16 protein-coding genes are annotated in these 18,485 nt (G+C 45.2%); 7 read left to right on the plus strand and 9 right to left on the minus strand.

Annotated features, from left to right (window positions below; genetic code table 11):
• Positions 1–152: 152 nt before the first annotated feature.
• The 5 genes from pflB (at position 153) to O3620_RS03360 (ending at position 6,470) form a co-directional block, all read left to right on the plus strand.
• A complete protein-coding gene (gene pflB / locus O3620_RS03340; protein WP_002918174.1) occupies positions 153–2,468 on the plus strand; it encodes a formate C-acetyltransferase in 2,316 nt (771 codons plus the stop codon).
• A gap of 159 nt (positions 2,469–2,627) precedes the next feature.
• Positions 2,628–3,404 carry a threonine/serine exporter family protein gene (locus tag O3620_RS03345; RefSeq protein ID WP_002918175.1) on the plus strand — a complete coding sequence of 259 codons (777 nt, stop codon included), beginning with the start codon at positions 2,628–2,630 and terminating at the stop codon, positions 3,402–3,404.
• 4 nt (positions 3,405–3,408) lie between these two features.
• Complete coding sequence (locus tag O3620_RS03350; RefSeq protein WP_002903393.1) at positions 3,409–3,876, plus strand: threonine/serine exporter family protein; 468 nt, start codon at positions 3,409–3,411, stop codon at positions 3,874–3,876.
• Between the two features lie 144 nt (positions 3,877–4,020).
• Positions 4,021–5,199 (plus strand): hydroxymethylglutaryl-CoA synthase, encoded by a 1,179-nt coding sequence (locus tag O3620_RS03355; RefSeq protein WP_002919711.1) that lies wholly within the window; start codon positions 4,021–4,023, stop codon positions 5,197–5,199.
• Positions 5,196–6,470 (plus strand): hydroxymethylglutaryl-CoA reductase, degradative, encoded by a 1,275-nt coding sequence (locus O3620_RS03360; protein ID WP_002919713.1) that lies wholly within the window; start codon positions 5,196–5,198, stop codon positions 6,468–6,470. The genes O3620_RS03355 and O3620_RS03360 overlap by 4 nt, the downstream gene beginning before the upstream one ends.
• 39 nt (positions 6,471–6,509) lie before the next feature.
• Here O3620_RS03360 and fni read toward each other — a convergent pair whose 3' ends face one another.
• The 7 genes from fni to gla form a co-directional block, all read right to left on the minus strand.
• Positions 6,510–7,517, minus strand: a complete 1,008-nt coding sequence (fni, locus tag O3620_RS03365; RefSeq protein WP_002919715.1) for a type 2 isopentenyl-diphosphate Delta-isomerase — start codon at positions 7,515–7,517, stop codon at positions 6,510–6,512.
• Positions 7,498–8,517 carry a phosphomevalonate kinase gene (locus tag O3620_RS03370; protein ID WP_002919716.1) on the minus strand — a complete coding sequence of 340 codons (1,020 nt, stop codon included), beginning with the start codon at positions 8,515–8,517 and terminating at the stop codon, positions 7,498–7,500. The genes fni and O3620_RS03370 overlap by 20 nt, the downstream gene beginning before the upstream one ends.
• A complete protein-coding gene (gene mvaD, locus O3620_RS03375; protein ID WP_161543541.1) occupies positions 8,507–9,454 on the minus strand; it encodes a diphosphomevalonate decarboxylase in 948 nt (315 codons plus the stop codon). Before mvaD ends, O3620_RS03370 begins: the two co-directional genes overlap by 11 nt.
• Positions 9,436–10,314 carry a mevalonate kinase gene (gene mvk, locus O3620_RS03380; protein ID WP_161543542.1) on the minus strand — a complete coding sequence of 293 codons (879 nt, stop codon included), beginning with the start codon at positions 10,312–10,314 and terminating at the stop codon, positions 9,436–9,438. Before mvk ends, mvaD begins: the two co-directional genes overlap by 19 nt.
• 150 nt (positions 10,315–10,464) lie before the next feature.
• A complete protein-coding gene (locus tag O3620_RS03385; RefSeq protein ID WP_161543543.1) occupies positions 10,465–11,400 on the minus strand; it encodes a serine hydrolase domain-containing protein in 936 nt (311 codons plus the stop codon).
• Positions 11,397–12,131 (minus strand): CppA N-terminal domain-containing protein, encoded by a 735-nt coding sequence (locus tag O3620_RS03390; protein WP_161543544.1) that lies wholly within the window; start codon positions 12,129–12,131, stop codon positions 11,397–11,399. Before O3620_RS03390 ends, O3620_RS03385 begins: the two co-directional genes overlap by 4 nt.
• 235 nt (positions 12,132–12,366) lie before the next feature.
• A complete protein-coding gene (gla, locus tag O3620_RS03395; protein ID WP_002916053.1) occupies positions 12,367–13,263 on the minus strand; it encodes an aquaglyceroporin Gla in 897 nt (298 codons plus the stop codon).
• A gap of 104 nt (positions 13,264–13,367) precedes the next feature.
• Between gla and O3620_RS03400 the strand changes: the two genes are divergently transcribed.
• Complete coding sequence (locus tag O3620_RS03400) at positions 13,368–15,656, plus strand: Xaa-Pro dipeptidyl-peptidase (RefSeq protein ID WP_032913011.1); 2,289 nt, start codon at positions 13,368–13,370, stop codon at positions 15,654–15,656.
• Positions 15,657–15,694: 38 nt separating this feature from the next.
• On the opposite strand, the gene O3620_RS03405 is transcribed toward O3620_RS03400, so the two are convergent.
• Positions 15,695–16,108: a hypothetical protein gene (locus tag O3620_RS03405; protein ID WP_002919722.1), complete on the minus strand. Its 414-nt coding sequence runs from the start codon at positions 16,106–16,108 to the stop codon at positions 15,695–15,697.
• A 169-nt stretch (positions 16,109–16,277) separates the two neighbouring features.
• On the opposite strand from O3620_RS03405, the gene O3620_RS03410 reads away from it, so the two are divergent.
• Positions 16,278–16,577, plus strand: a complete 300-nt coding sequence (locus O3620_RS03410) for a YbaB/EbfC family nucleoid-associated protein (RefSeq protein WP_002919734.1) — start codon at positions 16,278–16,280, stop codon at positions 16,575–16,577.
• Between the two features lie 116 nt (positions 16,578–16,693).
• Here the strand turns inward: O3620_RS03410 and O3620_RS03415 are convergent, their stop codons facing one another.
• Positions 16,694–18,448 (minus strand): glycerophosphoryl diester phosphodiesterase membrane domain-containing protein, encoded by a 1,755-nt coding sequence (locus O3620_RS03415; protein WP_371601438.1) that lies wholly within the window; start codon positions 18,446–18,448, stop codon positions 16,694–16,696.
• Positions 18,449–18,485: the final 37 nt, after the last annotated feature.

Below are 18,485 nucleotides of genomic sequence, written 5' to 3' on the forward strand. Positions count from 1 at the left end.
TCTATAGTACACATCTGAGACTTTTTACTTTCTGTATTATAAAAGAAAGTCTTTCTTTCTGCCGAAAATGGTTTGTGAAACCGATTACCGTATGATATACTTTACTCATAAATGTAACAGTTTATTGTTGCTAGAATAAAGAGGAAAATCAAATGGTTGTAAAAACAGTTGTTGAAGCTCAAGATATTTTTGACAAAGCTTGGGAAGGCTTCAAAGGTGAAGACTGGAAAGAGAAAGCAAGTGTTTCTCGCTTCGTTCAAGCTAACTACACACCTTATGATGGAGATGAAAGCTTCTTGGCAGGTCCTACTGAGCGCTCACTCCACATCAAGAAAATCGTAGAAGAAACAAAAGCTCACTACGAAGAAACTCGTTTCCCAATGGACACTCGTCCAGCATCTATCGCTGATATCGACGCTGGTTACATTGACAAGGACAACGAACTGATTTACGGTATCCAAAACGACGAACTCTTCAAATTGAACTTCATGCCAAAAGGTGGTATCCGCATGGCTGAAACTACTTTGAAAGAAAATGGATACGAACCAGATCCTGCTGTTCATGAAATCTTTACTAAATATGTTACTACAGTAAACGACGGTATCTTCCGTGCTTACACTTCTAACATCCGCCGTGCTCGTCACGCCCACACTGTAACTGGTCTTCCAGATGCTTACTCACGTGGACGTATCATCGGGGTTTACGCACGTCTTGCTCTTTATGGAGCTGACTACCTCATGGCTGAAAAAGTTCGCGACTGGAATGGTTTGACTGATATTGACGAAGAAACAATCCGTCTGCGCGAAGAAATCAACCTGCAATACCAAGCACTTGGTGAAGTTGTAAAACTTGGTGACCTTTACGGAGTAGATGTTCGCCGTCCTGCTTTTGACGTTAAAGAAGCTATCCAATGGACTAACATCGCCTTCATGGCTGTCTGCCGTGTTATCAACGGTGCTGCTACTTCTCTTGGACGTGTGCCTATCGTTCTTGACATCTATGCTGAACGTGACTTGGCTCGCGGTACTTACACTGAATCAGAAATCCAAGAATTTGTTGATGATTTCGTTATGAAACTTCGTACAGTGAAGTTTGCTCGTACAAAAGCTTACGACCAACTTTACTCTGGTGACCCAACCTTCATCACTACTTCTATGGCAGGTATGGGTAATGATGGCCGTCACCGTGTTACAAAGATGGACTACCGTTTCCTTAACACACTTGACAACATTGGTAACTCTCCAGAGCCAAACTTGACTGTTCTCTGGACTGATAAACTTCCATACTCATTCCGTCGCTACTGTATGCACATGAGCCACAAGCACTCTTCTATCCAATACGAAGGTGTAACAACAATGGCTAGAGACGGTTACGGTGAAATGAGCTGTATCTCTTGCTGTGTGTCTCCACTTGACCCTGAAAATGAAGAACAACGCCACAACATCCAATACTTTGGTGCTCGTGTAAACGTACTGAAAGCCCTTCTGACAGGTCTCAACGGCGGTTACGACGATGTTCATAAAGACTACAAGGTATTTGACATCGAGCCTATCCGTGACGAAGTTCTTGACTTCGAATCAGTTAAAGCGAACTTTGAAAAATCTCTGGACTGGTTGACTGACACTTACGTAGATGCCTTGAACATCATCCACTACATGACTGACAAGTACAACTACGAAGCTGTTCAAATGGCCTTCTTGCCAACTTACCAACGCGCTAACATGGGATTCGGTATCTGTGGATTTGCCAACACTGTTGATACCTTGTCTGCTATCAAGTATGCAACTGTTAAGCCAATCCGCGACGAAAACGGCTATATCTACGATTACGAAACAATCGGTGATTACCCACGTTGGGGTGAAGATGATCCTCGCTCAAACGAATTGGCTGAATGGTTGGTTGAAGCTTACACAACTCGTCTGCGCAGCCACAAACTGTATAAGAATGCAGAAGCTACTGTGTCTCTTCTGACTATCACATCTAACGTTGCTTACTCTAAACAAACTGGTAACTCACCAGTCCATAAAGGAGTGTACCTCAACGAAGATGGCAGCGTAAACTTGTCTAAATTGGAATTCTTCTCACCAGGTGCTAACCCATCTAACAAAGCAAAAGGTGGCTGGTTGCAAAACCTTAACTCTCTTGCTAGCTTGGACTTCAGTTACGCAGCTGACGGTATTTCCCTGACAACTCAAGTATCACCTCGTGCGCTTGGTAAGACTCATGACGAACAAGTAGACAACTTGGTAACAATCCTTGATGGTTACTTTGAAAACGGTGGACAACACGTTAACTTGAACGTTATGGACTTGAAGGATGTTTACGAGAAGATTATGTCTGGCGAAGATGTTATCGTTCGTATCTCAGGTTACTGTGTAAATACTAAGTACTTGACTCCAGAGCAAAAGACTGAATTGACTCAACGTGTCTTCCACGAAGTGCTCTCTATGGACGATGCTTTGAGCTAATAAACGACTAAAGACTTACAAACCATTTGAAAGAAGATTGGAAATCTCCAATCTTCTTTTTTGTATCTATGAGTCCAAATGGCTGCTAACTTGATGATATTTTTAAGAGGCTTTATGGTATAATGGTTCTATTGCTATACTAGGAAAAGGATTAGGGAAATGACAGAGAAAGGTATCAGGGAAGAAGCCAAAGATTTCAATCTGGCGGTAGATGTCATCATGCTGGCGGGGACACTGCTGCTACAGAGCGGATCCGAGACCTATCGGGTAGAAGACACCATGATTCGCATCGCACATTCACAAGAGATCATCAACTGCAATGCCTTAGCAATGCCAGTGGCTATTTTCTTTTCGATTGAAAATACAAATGTTTCACGGATGAAACGTAATCTCAAGACCAACTACAACATTGAAAAGGTCTGCGATGTCAATCAGGTCTCCCGTCAGTTGGTAACAGGAGAAATCAGCCTTCAAGAGGCTTTTGATGAGCTGAATCGCCTCAAAGTTAAGGAACTGCCCTATAACAACAAGCAGCTGATTGCAGCAGCAACGCTCAGTGCTCCCTTCTTCTCCATCATGTTTGGTGGAAATTTCTACGATGCTTTGGGGGCTGCCATTGCTACCTTCTTTGGCTTTGCCTTCTCTTTGTATGTGGACAAATATATCCGCATTCCTTTTGTGACAGCTTTTGCTGGAGCCTTCGTTTTTGGACTGCTGGCTCATATCTGGACACGCTATTCTGGTTTTAACTCCACAGATGATTTGATTATTGCGGGTTCTGTCATGCCTTTTGTGCCCGGCATTGCTCTGACCAACTCTGTGCGTGACATCATGACCAACCATATCAACTCTGGGATGAGCAAGCTCTTTGAATCGCTCCTCATCACTCTTGCTCTCGGTGCAGGTACCTCTGTCGCCCTCCTTATTATGAAATAAGCCTATGACAATCTTGACTTTCTTACTGCAAGCAGTTGCCAGCCTACTGGCTATCATTACCTTTTTAATCGTTTTAAATGTCCAGCGCAGTATGCTGATTCCCGGCGGAGTGCTGGGCATGGCTATTTGGCTACTCTACCTTCTGCTCAAAGGACCGACCAACGTCATCATAGCAACCTTTGTGGCTGCTATCATTGGTTCCTGCGTCAGCCAAATCCTCAGCATCATCTATAAAACGCCCGCTGTTGTTTTTATTTTGGCCATTCTAGCGCCTTTGGTCCCAGGCTACATTTCCTATCGGACAACTGCCTTCTTTGTCACTGGTGACTACAGCCAGGCCATGATTCACGCCACTCTGGTAGTCATTCTGGCCTTGGTCATCTCGATCGGCATGGCCAGCGGCACTGTCGTACTCAAGCTCTATCACTATTTAAAAAAGCGCCAAACCAAACTCACAGCAAACAAACAGTAGAGCCATCTGCTGTTTTTATTTTGGAAAATACAACTTAAGCCTGATTTAGCTGAGATTAGATGTTTTTGTAAGAGTTTTATTCCTAAGTATGGTAAAATAGTCTTCGGAATATACTAGAATAAAAGGATTTAAAGAGGTCTTATAATGACAATCGGAATCGACAAAATCGGTTTTGCGACCAGTAATTATGTCTTAAAATTAAATGATTTAGCGGCAGCCCGTGGGACTGACCCAGACAAGCTTAGCAAGGGACTCTTGCTCAAGGAACTAAGCATTGCTCCTCTGACTGAGGATATTGTTACCTTGGGAGCAGCGGCAGCAGAGCCCATCCTGACAGCAGAGGACAAAGAAAAGATTGATATGGTCATCGTGGCTACTGAGTCAGGGATTGACCAGAGTAAGGCAGCAGCCGTTTTTGTCCATGGCCTTTTGGGTATCCAACCTTTTGCCCGAAGCTTTGAAATCAAGGAAGCCTGCTATGGGGCAACTGCTGCACTGGACTATGCCAAGCTCCATATCGAAAAACATCCAGACAGCAAAGTTTTGGTGTTAGCTAGTGACATTGCCAAGTATGGCATTAACACACCTGGCGAACCAACTCAGGGAGCAGGAGCTATTTCTATGCTGATTAGCAGCAATCCTCGTATCCTCGCTTTCAATGATGATAATGTGGCCCAGACACGCGATGTCATGGATTTTTGGCGCCCAAATTACTCGACAACACCTTATGTCAACGGGCTCTATTCAACCCAGCAGTATCTGGATAGCTTAAAGACAACTTGGATGGAGTACCAGAAGCGCCACAAGCTAGCTCTCAAAGATTTTGCGGCCTACTGCTTCCACCTGCCCTATCCAAAACTTGCCCTTAAAGGCCTCAATAAAATCATGGATAAAAGCCTGCCTCAAGAGCAGCAAGATCAGCTTAGAAAGAACTTTGAAGCCTCCATTCTTTACAGTCAAAAGGTTGGAAATATCTATACAGGCTCCCTCTTCCTAGGCCTCCTGTCTCTTTTAGAAAACTCTGACAACCTCAAGGCTGGCGATCGGATTGCTCTCTTTGGTTATGGCAGCGGAGCTGTCTCTGAAATCTTTAGTGCCAATTTGGTAGAGGGCTATGAAAAGCATCTATCCCAGACACGCCTAGAGGAATTAGACCAGCGTCAGGCTCTTTCCATCGCAGACTACGAGCGCATCTTTTTTGAAGAAGCTGAGCTGGATGAAAAGGGAAATGCCAGCTTCTCCGGCTATGAAAATCAAAGCTTTGCTCTGGCAGAAATTGCAGAGCACCAGCGCAAGTACATCAAAGTTGAGAAATCATCATGAAAGTAAACTGGACTGGATTTTCCAAAAAAACTCCTGCTGAACGGCTGCAGATGCTGAAAGAAAAGGGACTTTTACAAGATGAACATTGGCAGCTGCTAGACAGTCAGCAGACTTTGCCTCTGGAAACGGCCAACCAGATGAGTGAAAATGTACTGGCCACTCTAGCCTTGCCCTACTCTCTAGTGCCAGACTTTTTGGTGGATGGCAAAAGCTATCAAGTTCCTTTTGTGACAGAAGAGCCATCTGTTGTAGCAGCGGCTAGCTTTGCGGCTAAGATTATCAAACGGTCAGGCGGATTTGAGACCGAGGTTCACAAACGCCAGATGATTGGGCAAATCGCCCTCTATCAGGTTGATAATCCAGACCAAGCTATTAAAAATGTTCTCAAAAAAAAGAAAGAGTTACTGGAGCAGGCCAACCAAGCCTATCCATCAATTGTTGCCCGTGGGGGCGGAGCTAGAGATCTCTGGCTGGAGCCAAAGGAAGACTTCCTCATTTTCTATCTATCTGTGGATACGCAGGAAGCTATGGGAGCCAATATGCTCAACACCATGCTGGAGGCCCTCACCCTTCCTCTGGAAGATCTGACTGGCGGTAAGAGTCTGATGGCTATCCTGTCAAACTATGCAACAGATAGCCTAGTAACAGCCCGCTGTGTCATCGACTATCGCTTTCTCAGTCGGGATAAGGCTGAGGCAGAACTTCTTGCGGATAAGATGCAGCTGGCCAGCAAATTAGCTCAGGTCGACCCTTACCGGGCAGCTACCCACAATAAAGGTATCTTTAATGGTATTGATGCTTTGGTGCTGGCTACTGGAAATGACTGGAGGGCTGTGGAAGCCGGTGCTCACGCCTATGCCAGCCGAGAAGGAAGCTACCGTGGCCTCTCTACTTGGACGGCAGACCCATACAAACGCCAGCTTCATGGTCAGATGACCCTGCCCATGCCCATTGCAACTAAGGGAGGCTCCATCGGCCTCAATCCAGCAGTGGCAGCCAGCTTTGACTTGCTGGGGCAGCCTCAAGCCAAGGAATTGGCTTCCCTCATCGTATCGGTCGGATTGGCACAAAATTTCGCTGCCCTCAAAGCCCTGGTCAGCACTGGCATCCAAGCCGGACATATGAAATTGCAAGCCAAATCTTTAGCATTACAAGCTGGAGCCCAAGGCGAAGAAATTGCTGCTGTAGCCAATCGCTTAACAGCCATGAAGACTTTCAACCTCGCTGCTGCTCAAGAAATACTAACTGACTTACGAAAACAGGACAAGTAAAAAGGCCTTGATGGCCTTTTTTGTATGTCTTTATGCTTTTTAGTCAATCTGTTCCTGAGCTTCTTTTAGCCGACCGTAGAGTAGATAGGGAACATTCTTTAATTCTTGCAAGTTTCGGCAGGATAGGGCGCACATGATGAGACGCAGATCTGATTTCCAACCTTCTACAATATCAATAACTTCTTCCACTGAGTGATTTTCCACCAAGTCCAGCATGGTACGAGAGAGGCCGACCGCCTTGGCTCCTAAGACCAAGGCTTTGATCATATCCAAAGGATGGCGGACACCTCCACTAGCCAAGAGTTCGACCTCATCGCGCAATAGCTGAAGCGCCAACAGGCTCTGCAGAGTAGATTGTCCCCAATCATTGAGGTAGTCACGATTGCCACCCCGCTGATTTTCAATATAGGCAAAGCTAGTGCCGCCCCGACCAGAAAGGTCAAAAGTCTGAATCCCCAAGGAGCGCGCTTCTTCAACAGTAGAGCGATCCATGCCAAAGCCAACTTCTTTAAGAATTAGGGGAAGATCCAGTCGCTGACTATAATCAGTCAAGTGCTGGAGCCAAGAGCGAAACTCCCGCTCGCCCTCTGGCATCAGCAATTCCTGCATGAGATTGACATGGACCTGCAAAAAGAGGGGCTTCAAATCAGCTACTGCCTGCTGGGCGGCTTGATAATGCTTGTCCAAGCCGATATTGGTAGCCAGCAATAAATTAGGCCGACCAGCCGCCACCCGATAGGAAGGATCAGAAGGATTCTTCAAGGCCGCGCTGTAAGAGCCAGTTACAAAAAGAAGGCCGCAACTTTCAGCTACTTGAGCCAGCTTTTCATTGATTTGACCGCCTTTTTGGCTGCCGCCAGTCATGGCATTGATGTAAAAGGGAAACTCCCAGTCACGACCAGCAAAGTGAGTAGATAGATCAATCTCCGCCAAATCATACTTGGGCAAAGAACGGTGAACCAGTTCCATTTCATCAAAACTGTTGTAACCCGGACGCTGCTCTAAAGCGTATTTGATATGGTCGTCCTTACGATTCTGGCTCATCATGGCCCATCCTTTCTCTGTATAATAGCTCAATGCCAGCTGCTTGCCAGGCTTGAATCAGTTGGTTGCTAGATGTAGCATCAAAGCTGAGAGCAATCCCGCAGTCGCCACCGCCGGCACCACTGCTCTTAGCCACACAGTTCAGTCCCTCTGCCGCTTCTTTTAAGACTTTCAGCCTGTCTGTATAAATAGCTGGACTGAGCGTTTCTAAGAGCCGGCTAGCCTTTTCCAGACTAGACTGAATAGCAAGCTTCTCTCCTGCTAATAAAGCTCTCTCCAAAGCATCAACCTGTGTCCTACTGTCTGTCAAAAAGGACTCTGAAATAGCTGACTTGACCTGATTGACCAAGTCCTTAGAAATCGCTGGCTGCTTGGTCCAGCCAACTAGAAAATCCATGGCTAAGCCAGGCTTAATGCTGCGAATTTCAAAGCCCCAATCCTCTGCTAGTAATTGCTGTAAATCAACTTTGTCCATACGCTTGCGGACCAGCTCTCTATCAAAAGACCGATAATAAATCAGATCTTCATAGACAATGCAGGCTAGATCTCCCATGGAACCATTGTCTCCGAGCTTGAGGAGAACATAGGAAGCCAGCTTAAAGAGTAGCTCTAGCTCTAAGTCAAGCTCGTAAAGTGCTGCCATAACCTTGAGAGTCAGAATAACCACACTACCGCTGGAGCCAATCCCAAACTTCTTCCCATTTTTTTCCATTTTGCCGCTAATCTTCAGAGAAAAAGGCAGAAGTTGGTAGTCTAAGTCCTGCAAATAAGCATTCATAACCCCTATCGCCTCCTGAATCAAGGCATAATCAGGGTCTGGCTCTAGGTTAGCGCTGTGTTCGAACATATCTGATGTCAAGCGATAGTCAGGCGCTGTCTGGATTTCTCCAATCATATATATGGGAATGGCCTTGATAATGGCCGGCTGACCGGCCGTTAGCACTGCATATTCACCCGCCAGATAAAGCTTGCCGCAGGTTTGGACTCTTGCACTAGCTTTCATCTGACAAGTCCTTTGTTTTGGAGACGATAAGCCGGTAGTCCTTCTCAAAAATAGCAACCAGATGGTCTAGGTCTTCCTCCAAGCAGAGCACCTTGACATTTGGCCCTGCGTCCATGGTAAAGTAGCAACGCTCGCCCTGCTCCCGCAGCTTTCTGACAGCATCCATAGCATGGTAAGACTCCTCTGTCAGATAAGAAAACGGCGGATAAGCTTTTTCTGTTGTAGCATGCATCCGAAGAGCATTTTCTTCCGTCAGCTGACCAACCTTGGCAAAATCATTGTCCTGCAAATAGCCAAGCATGGCCTGATAATCCAAGGCAGACTGGGCAATCCAATCGGGGAAAATCGTGGAAGTTTTAGCACAGAGCTCCATACCGTCGCGGCTGGAAATAGGCTTTTTCTCATCGTGCAGAACCAGCATTATCATGGCTAATTTCAAATCCGTCTTGACTGGATAAATGGCCCCACTTTCCTTATCCCAGGCCGCTAGCGGACCAAAGAAAGACCGAGCAGAGGACCCTGAAGCAAACTTGGCCAGCTGAGCCAGCTCTTGCGTCTGATAGCCCGTCTGAAAATAAGCATTGCAGGCCTTGACTAGGGCTGATAGACCACTGGAGCTGGAAGACAGACCCGCTGCTGTTGGCATATTGTTACTGGTATCAACTCGGACAAAACCATCTTCTGGAGAGCGAAAACGGTCAATAATCTTACTGATTTTAGCATGTTCTGCTGGGCTTTGCAGCTGACCGTCAATATAAAATTCATCTCCAGTCGCTGTATCCGGCAAAGGACTCAGTTGCGTCTCGGTATACATATTTTCCAGTGTCAGCGAGATACTACTGGTAGACGGAATCATCTTTTCTGTATCTTTCTTCCCCCAATATTTGATAATTGCAATATTGGCATAGGATTTGACACTTACAGACTTTCGATCCATGTGTTAATGGCCCCTTTCTCTCTCAATAAGGCGGCTAAGGCCTCCGCCTGACTTCTTTCTCCTACAAGAGCAATGACACAGCCGCCCAGACCACCGCCGCTCATTTTAGCTCCCAAAGCTCCCATTTCAAGAGCTGCCGCTACCAACTCATCCGCTTTCTGGCAAGACACTCCTAGCTTGGCTAGCTTCTCGTGAGCCTTGGTCATAGCTTGCCCCATTGTCATCAGGTCCTTGATAGAAATAGCCTTCTCAAGGATTTTCGTTAAATTCCCCAATTCCTGAAGCAAGGGCAGAGCCTTTTGACCCTGACTTTCTACAGTACGGATAGCTTCGCGGGTATGACCGTGAATACCAGTATCTGCAATGACTAAAAAGGCATCCAGATTTAGCTCAATCTCGCTGAAACCGAAATTGCGGATGAATTTAATAGCTACATCGCTAAGGCAGGTCTTGGCATCAAGGCCGCTGGGATTCATATGAGCAATCATCTCTGCCCGATTGGCTAGAATCTCCAGTGTTTGGTCATCCAGTTCTTCCTCAAAGTAGTCAAAGACCGCCCGAATAGCTGCAATACTAACCGCAGCTGAAGACCCCATCCCCCGCTTCTCAGGGACCATGGACTCCACCTGACAGCGAATCTTAGCTCCCTGCCGACCTAGATGTTCCAGACAGGCAAAAACGGCCATAGACAGCGTATCCTCGGCGTAGAGGGTCCAGGCCCGCTCAGACGGAAAGACCTGACAGGTCACTTCGATACGATTAAGAGGCAGGGAAATAGCCGGATAGCCATAGACCACCGAATGCTCTCCCATTAAAATAATTTTACTGTGTGCCTTGCCGACACCGATTTCTTTTGTCATAGTCTTCTCTTATCTGTAGATTCTCTCTATCTTATTTTAATATACTTTGGCAAAAAAAGCGATTTTTATTAAGAGAAAATCACTGGGGCTAGAGACCGATATTTATATAGGCAGACACAATAAAACTCCGGGGCTTGCAGCCGGAGTCTTTTAAAGTTCTCTTCTTATCAGGTCCATCAGCTGGTTACGATCTAAGATCCATTGAGCCCGCTCGTCTTTTTCATAGGTCCGGTTGGATAGGAAAATAGCCGCTTTTTGCTCCTTGCGATTATACATAATAAAGGTTCCTGTGTAGCCAGTGTGATCCAGCCAGCTGCCCTCCAGATTCCAAGCTAGACTGCGTCTTTTGCCAGGCTCCTTGGAAAAATTCTGGGTCAGATTGGCCGCAAAGTCATCCTGCAGATAATGTTCCAGAAATACTTCCAAATCCCTGAGAGTTGAAAATAAGCCAGCACTACCAGCATGGATGCCTAGAACACGCGCCTTAGGATCATGAACCTGACCATCCTGGACACCGCGAACGGTCGGCACAGCTACTGGAACTGGCCCAAAACCTGTCTCAGTCAAACCCCAAGGCTGGAAAATCTGACTTTGAAAAATCTGATCCAAGGACTTACCGTAGATCTCTTCCAACATAAAGCCCAAGAGCAGAAAATTCACATCCGTATAGCGGAAGGTCTTATCTTCAAGCACTGTCAAATGATTGAGCGCTGCTTTCAACTCAGGAGCTGCCAGCTGATCACGATTGGGAATAAAGGGATCTAGTCCTGATGTGTGGGTCAAGAGCTGACGCAAGGTCACATCTTCTTGATGGAAGGCCGGATAGTAATGCTGCAAGGGCAAATCCAGCTCCAGCTTGCCTTGCTCATATAAAAAGGCTGCCAGAGTACCAACTCCGACCACCTTGCTGACGCTAGCCAAGTCATAGACCAAACCCGCTTGAGTGGCCTTTTTTTCTTGCGGATCAGCTAGACCAAAGTAGAATTCCTGCCACTGGCCAGCTTGATACAAAGCCAGACTAGCACCGGGATAGATACCGTCTTTCAGCTGTTCTTTGATTTTGCTGATGATTTTTTCTAGAGTCATGCTTCGAACCACAATTCAATCTTACTAGAATCCTGACTCAACAGGAACTTATCTGACTTAGGTACAAAGACCTCGTGTCCTTCAAAGATAGGACGCAGCGCAGCGGTTTCTAAACGATTGACTTGAGCTTTGAGCATAGTCAAGTCCCAAGTTAGGGCATTGTCTGCCTGCAAGTCTTGTCCCTCTGCTTCTGTAAAGGTCAGGAAATCCAGCGCATTTTCAATCTTACTATAAAATTCTTGGGCAGCATTGGCATCAAGCACACGAATTTCTACTGTCTCTATCTCAAATTGACTAAGACCGATAAAGTCCTCTTGCTTTTCAAATTCAGGCGCCGCCGTTACTTCTTGCAGATTTGCTCTATTCTCTTCTGCATGCAGGAGAACTAGGTCACCCTCTGGTGACAGAGCTTCAAAAGCATAACCTTTCTCTCCCCGATAAAGCTTAGTCCAAGCAGGCTTTTGAGCCAATAGCGACTCGATTTCTTTAGCATCTGCAACCTTGACAACGATTCTGGCTAATTTTTTAGGACCTTTTACTCGCCGCGACCGCATACTGGGTGATTCTTCCAGCTGCAGTTTCTCTGTCTTAGTCTGATCTCCCAAGGACAGAAAAGCAGCTTCCTCTAAAAGGGCCTTCATGCCCAGCTGATTTACAAAAAATTCTTGATTTAAATGACGATTATTTATCTTTAATACAGGGATAATTCTAATAATATGATTCGCGCTCATAATTCCTCCAAACCATTTTATTGTAATGGATTTTCATCTTTTTGACAAGAAATTATGCGCAAATAAACAATTTTTAAAACAAGAAGGACTTGGATTTATTGGTAAACGGTCTGAGCAATGCCCCTTAGAGACAGTGAAATAAATATAAAATTGCCAAACTTGCATCTGCATCTTTACCTTCTCTGTCGTTCGAAAAAAGAGTTGAGGAAATCCCCCCAACTCTGATTTTATGTGCTTATCCGTAGATTGTTTTAAACAAGAGAACCGCTGTGATACCTGCAAGAATCGGTGCCACAACTGGAACCCAAGAATACCACCATTTTGAATCACCCTTGTGTTTGCCCAAAACAGATTCTGGCAGGATGAAGTGGAGGATACGAGGTCCGAGGTCACGAGCTGGGTTCAGTCCTGGTCCAGTAGGGCCTCCCAGTGAGGTTACCAAAGCCATTACCAAGAAACCAAGTGCCAAGTGAGCGACTGCTGATGAAGCATTGGTTGCTTGAGCAAAGGTATTATGCACCGCCTTATCCAAATCAGCTTCTGCTATTTTTTGACCAACTTGAGCCGCTTGTAAAGCTTGTTGCTGAACATTTGACTCAATAATTGATTTTAGCTCTGCACCAAAATGAAGTTTTGTCAAGCCTAGAGCAGCAAAGAAAAGAACAAAAGAACCAACAAATTCATTGATAAAACCATTAAACAAGGCAGCTTTACGTGATTCAGGTGTGCCATGGTCTAGGCTAGAAATAGTAGAGAAAGTACCTAAGATATTGTTAGGATTTTCTGTTTTCAGATAGTAAGGACGGTGGGTCGCAACGACCAAGGCTTGTCCGAAGATAGCTCCCAAAATCTGCGCTGCAATGTATGGTGCAACCTGTGCCCAAGGGAAATAACCGCTGACAGCAAGTCCCAAAGTAAAGGCAGGGTTGATATGGTTACCGGACACATTACCAAACATCAAAGCTGGAATCATAACCCCCATACCGTATCCGACAGCGATGACTAACCAACCGCTCTGATGTCCCTTAGTTCCTTTTAATTCAACATTGGCAACAGCTCCGTTCCCCAAGACAATGAGGATAGCTGTTCCTAAAAATTCTGTGGCGTATTTAACGACCCATTCGAAATCCATTTAGTGATACTCCTTAAATATTTTTTAGACAAAGTCTATTTTATCAAGTATAATGGATAATGTAAAGATCATTTTTAATAAAAATAAGAAAAAGAGGGAAGAATATGCGTTTTAATCAGTATAGTTATGCAAGAACGAATCGGGAAAATATGTTGATAGAATTAGCTGAATTAGGCTTTTTTTATGACAACAATCGCTCTGATAAGGAAAATCTTGAAGATTTTCTCCGCACCAGCTTTTTCACTTATAAAAATACAGATTATCCCTTGAAATCCTGGGCTGCTGACAGCCAAACAGATCTCCTGAGCTTTTTCCAGTCTGACAGAGAACTGACGGCGTCTGTTTTTTACACTGTAGCCTTTCAGCTGCTTGAGTTCTCGCTCTTTATTGATTTTACAGATGTTGAGGCCTTTCGCAAAGAAACAGGATTTCCCATTACATTTGGAGACTTGTTGGAAAATCTCTACCAGCTGCTCAACACTCGGACAAAAAATGGCAATCTGCTGGTTGATAAGCTAGTCAGCGAGGGGTTGATTCCTGAGGACAATACCCACCGCTACTTCAACGGTAAGAGCCTAGCAACCTTTTCCAGCCATGATGCTATCCGAGAGGTAGTTTACGTGGAATCACGCGTGGATACTGATCAAGACGGCCATCCGGATCTCATCAAGGTCAGCATTATCCGGCCCTGTTATCAAGGACAAATTCCTGCAGTTATGACCGCTTCTCCTTATCATCAAGGAACCAACGACCCCGCAAGCGACAAGGCTCTCCACGACATGAATGTGGACTTAGTAAAAAAAGAACCTCATCAAATCACAGTACAAGATCCTGAGCTCAAATTGCTCCAGCTAGATTCGCCGGATTTTGCCCAAGAAGTCTCTGAAGCTGAGGAAAAACTGGGCCATATCGGTACCTACACGCTCAATGATTACTTGCTGCCTCGCGGCTTTGCCAATCTCTATGTGTCTGGCGTAGGAACCAAAGATTCTGAAGGCCTGATGACCAACGGTGACTATCAGCAGATCGAGGCTTATAAGAACGTTATTGACTGGCTCAATGGCCGCTGCCGAGCCTTCACCGACCACACTCGCCAACGGGAAATCAAGGCCACTTGGTCCAACGGAAAAGTGGCTACGACCGGTATCTCCTATCTGGGCACCATGTCCAACGGACTGGCAACGACTGGCGTAGATGGACTGGAGGTCATTATCGCTGAAGCTGGGATTTCTTCTTGGTATAATTACTACCGCGAAAACGGACTTGTCACTAGTCCTGGCGGCTATCCAGGAGAGGATTTTGAATCCCTGACCGAACTGACCTACTCCCGCAACCTGAGGGCTGGTGACTACCTGCGTAACAACGACGCTTATCAGCGAAGCCTAGAGCAGCAGCGCAAAGACCTAGACCGGCAAACCGGAGATTACAACCAATTTTGGCATGATCGCAATTACCTGCTCCATGCAGATAAGGTCAAGGCCGAAGTCGTCTTTACCCACGGCTCTCAAGACTGGAATGTCAAGCCCCTCCATGTCTATAATATGTTCCGAGCCTTACCGCCCCACATCAAAAAGCATCTTTTCTTCCATAACGGTGCCCATGTATACATGAACAACTGGCAGTCCATCGACTTCCGTGAGTCTATCAATGCTCTGCTGAGCAAGAAACTGCTGGGGTGTCAATCAGACTTCGAACTGTCAGCAGTCATCTGGCAGGACAACAGCCAAGCTCAAAACTGGCTGACCTTGGAAGACTTCGGTGGACAAGAGCAGAATCTTCATCTTCAACTAGGCCAAGACTGCCAATCTATCCAAAATCAATATCCAGAAGAAGACTATAATCGTTTTGCCAAAAACTACCAAAGCTTTAAGACTGAGCTCTTTGACGGTAAGGTCAACCAGATTACTCTGGACTGGACCTTGGAAAAGGACCTCTTTCTCAACGGAGCGAGCCAGCTCAATCTTCGCCTCAAATCCAGCACTGATAAAGGACTGATTTCTGCTCAATTACTGGACTTCGGACCAGCTAAACGCCTCACACCGATTCCTACTCCTATTGAGCCTAGAGTCATGGATAACGGCCGCTACTATATGCTGGACAATCTGGTTGAACTCCCCCATACTGAAACGCCTCATCGCGTTATCACCAAAGGCTTCATCAACCTACAAAACCGGACCAACCTACTGACTGTCGAAGAAGTCACTCCTGATCAATGGCTAGAATTCTCCTTTGAACTGCAACCAACCATCTATAAAATGAAAAAAGGCGACCAACTGCGCCTCGTCCTCTACACTACAGACTTTGAGCATACCGTTCGTGATAAGACCGACTATCAGCTGACGGTAGACTTGGAGCAATCTAGTCTGGATTTGCCGACTATGACATTACTTTAATAAAACCTAAAAGACGCTGAAATTCAGCGCCTTTTCTTTTATCGTAGATTGAGATATTTCTCTGCATATTTTTTATAATCTGGCTTTTCCTTGCGGTTCATAGCAAAGAGCATACTGCCTGTGAGATAGTCATCGTCTGAATCAGGAATTAACATAATAGCAGTGTTTTTATCTTTCTCAGGAAAGACGATAGAAAATGTTCCGCCATTATCTTTCCGAGTCAGGCCATAATAACTCACCCCATTCTTAAAACCAACTGCATTTTGAGTGTACTCATACTCTTCTTCGTTGACAATGATAGTCTTGTCTTTTATTTCAATGGTCTTTTGTTCACCGCTAGCATCCTGTACATTCCATTTTCCCTGAATTTTTGGGCTGCCGCTGCAGCCAATTAGGATGAAGAGAGATGAGAGCACTACCAACAGCAAACCTTTTATCTTCTTGTTTTTCAAGTTGTCTTCTCCTTGATATATAGATTCATGACCATTCTACTATAAATGCTAAATTTTTGTCAAACCTCTTAGAAATGTTCTTCTTGCCACTTTTCCAAAAAATGATATAATTTGAAGAGTGAAGATTACCGAGGGCTTAGCCCTTGCGAGAGAAAGGAAAGAAAATCTTATGATGAACATGCAAAGCATGATGAAGCAAGCACAAAAGCTTCAAAAACAAATGGAAAAAGGACAGGCAGAACTGGCTGCAACAGAATTTACCGGCAAATCAGCTCAAGACTTAGTCGTTGCTAAGCTGACAGGCGATAAAAAGGTAGTCAGCATTGACTTCAATCCAGCCGTTGTGGATCCTGAAGATTTAGAAACTCTGTCAGAGATGACTGCGCAGGCCCTGAATCACGCGCTGGCTCAGATTGATGATGCTACTCAGAAGAAAATGGGCGCTTTCGCAGGCAAATTGCCATTTTAAGCAAGATAAATAACCTTACCTCTTGACTAAACATAAGTCAAGAGATACTCGAACCAGCAAAAAAGACTGAAAAATCTCAGTCTTTTTTGATTTATAGTCGTTTTCTCACTAGTCCACTATACAAAATTAAGCAAATCTGCTGCCTTACTCATCAAAAGCAGGGCATAGTCGGGATTGTTTTGCAATTCCTTGATAGAGCTCTGCACCAGCTCTAAATCATCAGTTATCATGCCATCAACACCCAAGCGGAAAGATTTGCCGATGCTGTCTGCATCATTAATGGTCCAGTCATAAAGCTGCTTATCTGTCGTCCATAGCTTATCGACAAAGTTTTCATCGAGGGTCGAATACTCCATCGTATAGCCGGAAGCCTGTGTCCGTGGGAAAATAGTATTGTAGGGCAGGATAAAGAAGGTCGGTATGCTCTCATCATACTTGACTGTCTTGTCAATAACCTGATAGTCCAAAGACTGAATCTGATGGCCATAAACCTTGATATTGGCTCCGTATTGGCTAAGGAAACGGTCCATCATATCGTCTGAGTCCAAGCTGCTGGTCTTGATTTCTATCAAGAGTCGCTGCCCCATCTGATTGGCTCGTTTGAGATAAGCATCAAAGCTGGAAATTTTGGCGGTGTGTCCATTTTCTGAAATATCTAAAGCCGTCAGCTCTTGCAGAGTCAGCTCTTGCGGTCTGGCATTGACGCCGGCCAAGGCTTTTAGATTGGCATCGTGCATCATGACAAACTGGCCATCCTTGGTCTCCTGTACATCCATTTCGATATAATCTGGCTTGAGCAGGGCGGTTTTCTCTAGCGACTCAACCGTATTCTGGACACCATTTCCCTGCGAAACTCCGCGGTGAGAGATGGTCAGAGGGACATTTTCCAAGGGCAGATTAAGATAGACAAATCCTTCAAGGGCAAAGACAGAGCTAGTGACCAAAAGGATAAACCAACGCATGAGAGGCAGGCCTTTCCTGTAGCGATACTCAGATAGCTTGCTATCTGTCAGAAAAGCCACAAACTTAATCAAAAAGTAGGCTACCATGAAGTAATAAACCAGCTTGATGAGGCAGTAATTGACAACCGCTGCTGTCAAGGCTATCTGATTGGACTGGCCATCCGCATACTGCTGCAACACTAAAATCGGAATGCTGCTTAAAAGAAAGAAGAGAAAGCTCTTAGCCAGTATCCAAAAGAGCTGCCAAGTATAGCGAATCAGGTGCCCCTTGGTCTTCTCCAAACTATACCTAATCGCATCTCGTAGGCGGAAATGCTCAAAAAAGAGCTTTGGCAGGGCAAACATCAGGCGGACAGCTATCAAAAAAAGCAGAAAACCTAAAGCATAGATTGATAATTTCATCCATAAGGCCGTCTTGAGATAGGTCACGATAAATTCTGGAATCAGAATTTTATTCAAATAGTAGATTTTGAGAATTTGCCGCAGAAAGGGAAAGATAAAGCCCATATACAGTGCAATAAAGAGGACCTTGCTGGGCCGGGCGTAGCGAATCAGCGAGCCGCTGTCTTTGAGACTTTTCTTAATAAACTGAAAGGCGCTTCGTTCTTCCTCGTCCAGAAGATTTCGGAGCCCCATAAATATCAGTCCAATCTGAAAATAAGCGACAAAGAGATTGGCCGCAAAGAGCGCTAGAAAGGCCAAGCCAACCCAGACATTCGAAGTCAGGACTTTAAGGGCATTCGTATAAGATAAGAAGAGATAGCCTGTCTGCTTGAGCAGAGTCTCTGCTGCAAAGGAGTTGAAAGGCACCCAAGCCAGCTCCATAAGTATAAAGACTGTGAAAAAGAGCAACAGAATTTTATCAAGATTGCGATAGAGACGTAAAAGTCCCAGTCTTTGTGATTTCATTTTCCTCCTTTATTTGTGAACGATACAAAACTTGCTA

This window comes from Streptococcus sp. 27098_8_134 (assembly GCF_041431675.1).
Classification (GTDB): domain Bacteria; phylum Bacillota; class Bacilli; order Lactobacillales; family Streptococcaceae; genus Streptococcus; species Streptococcus sanguinis_R.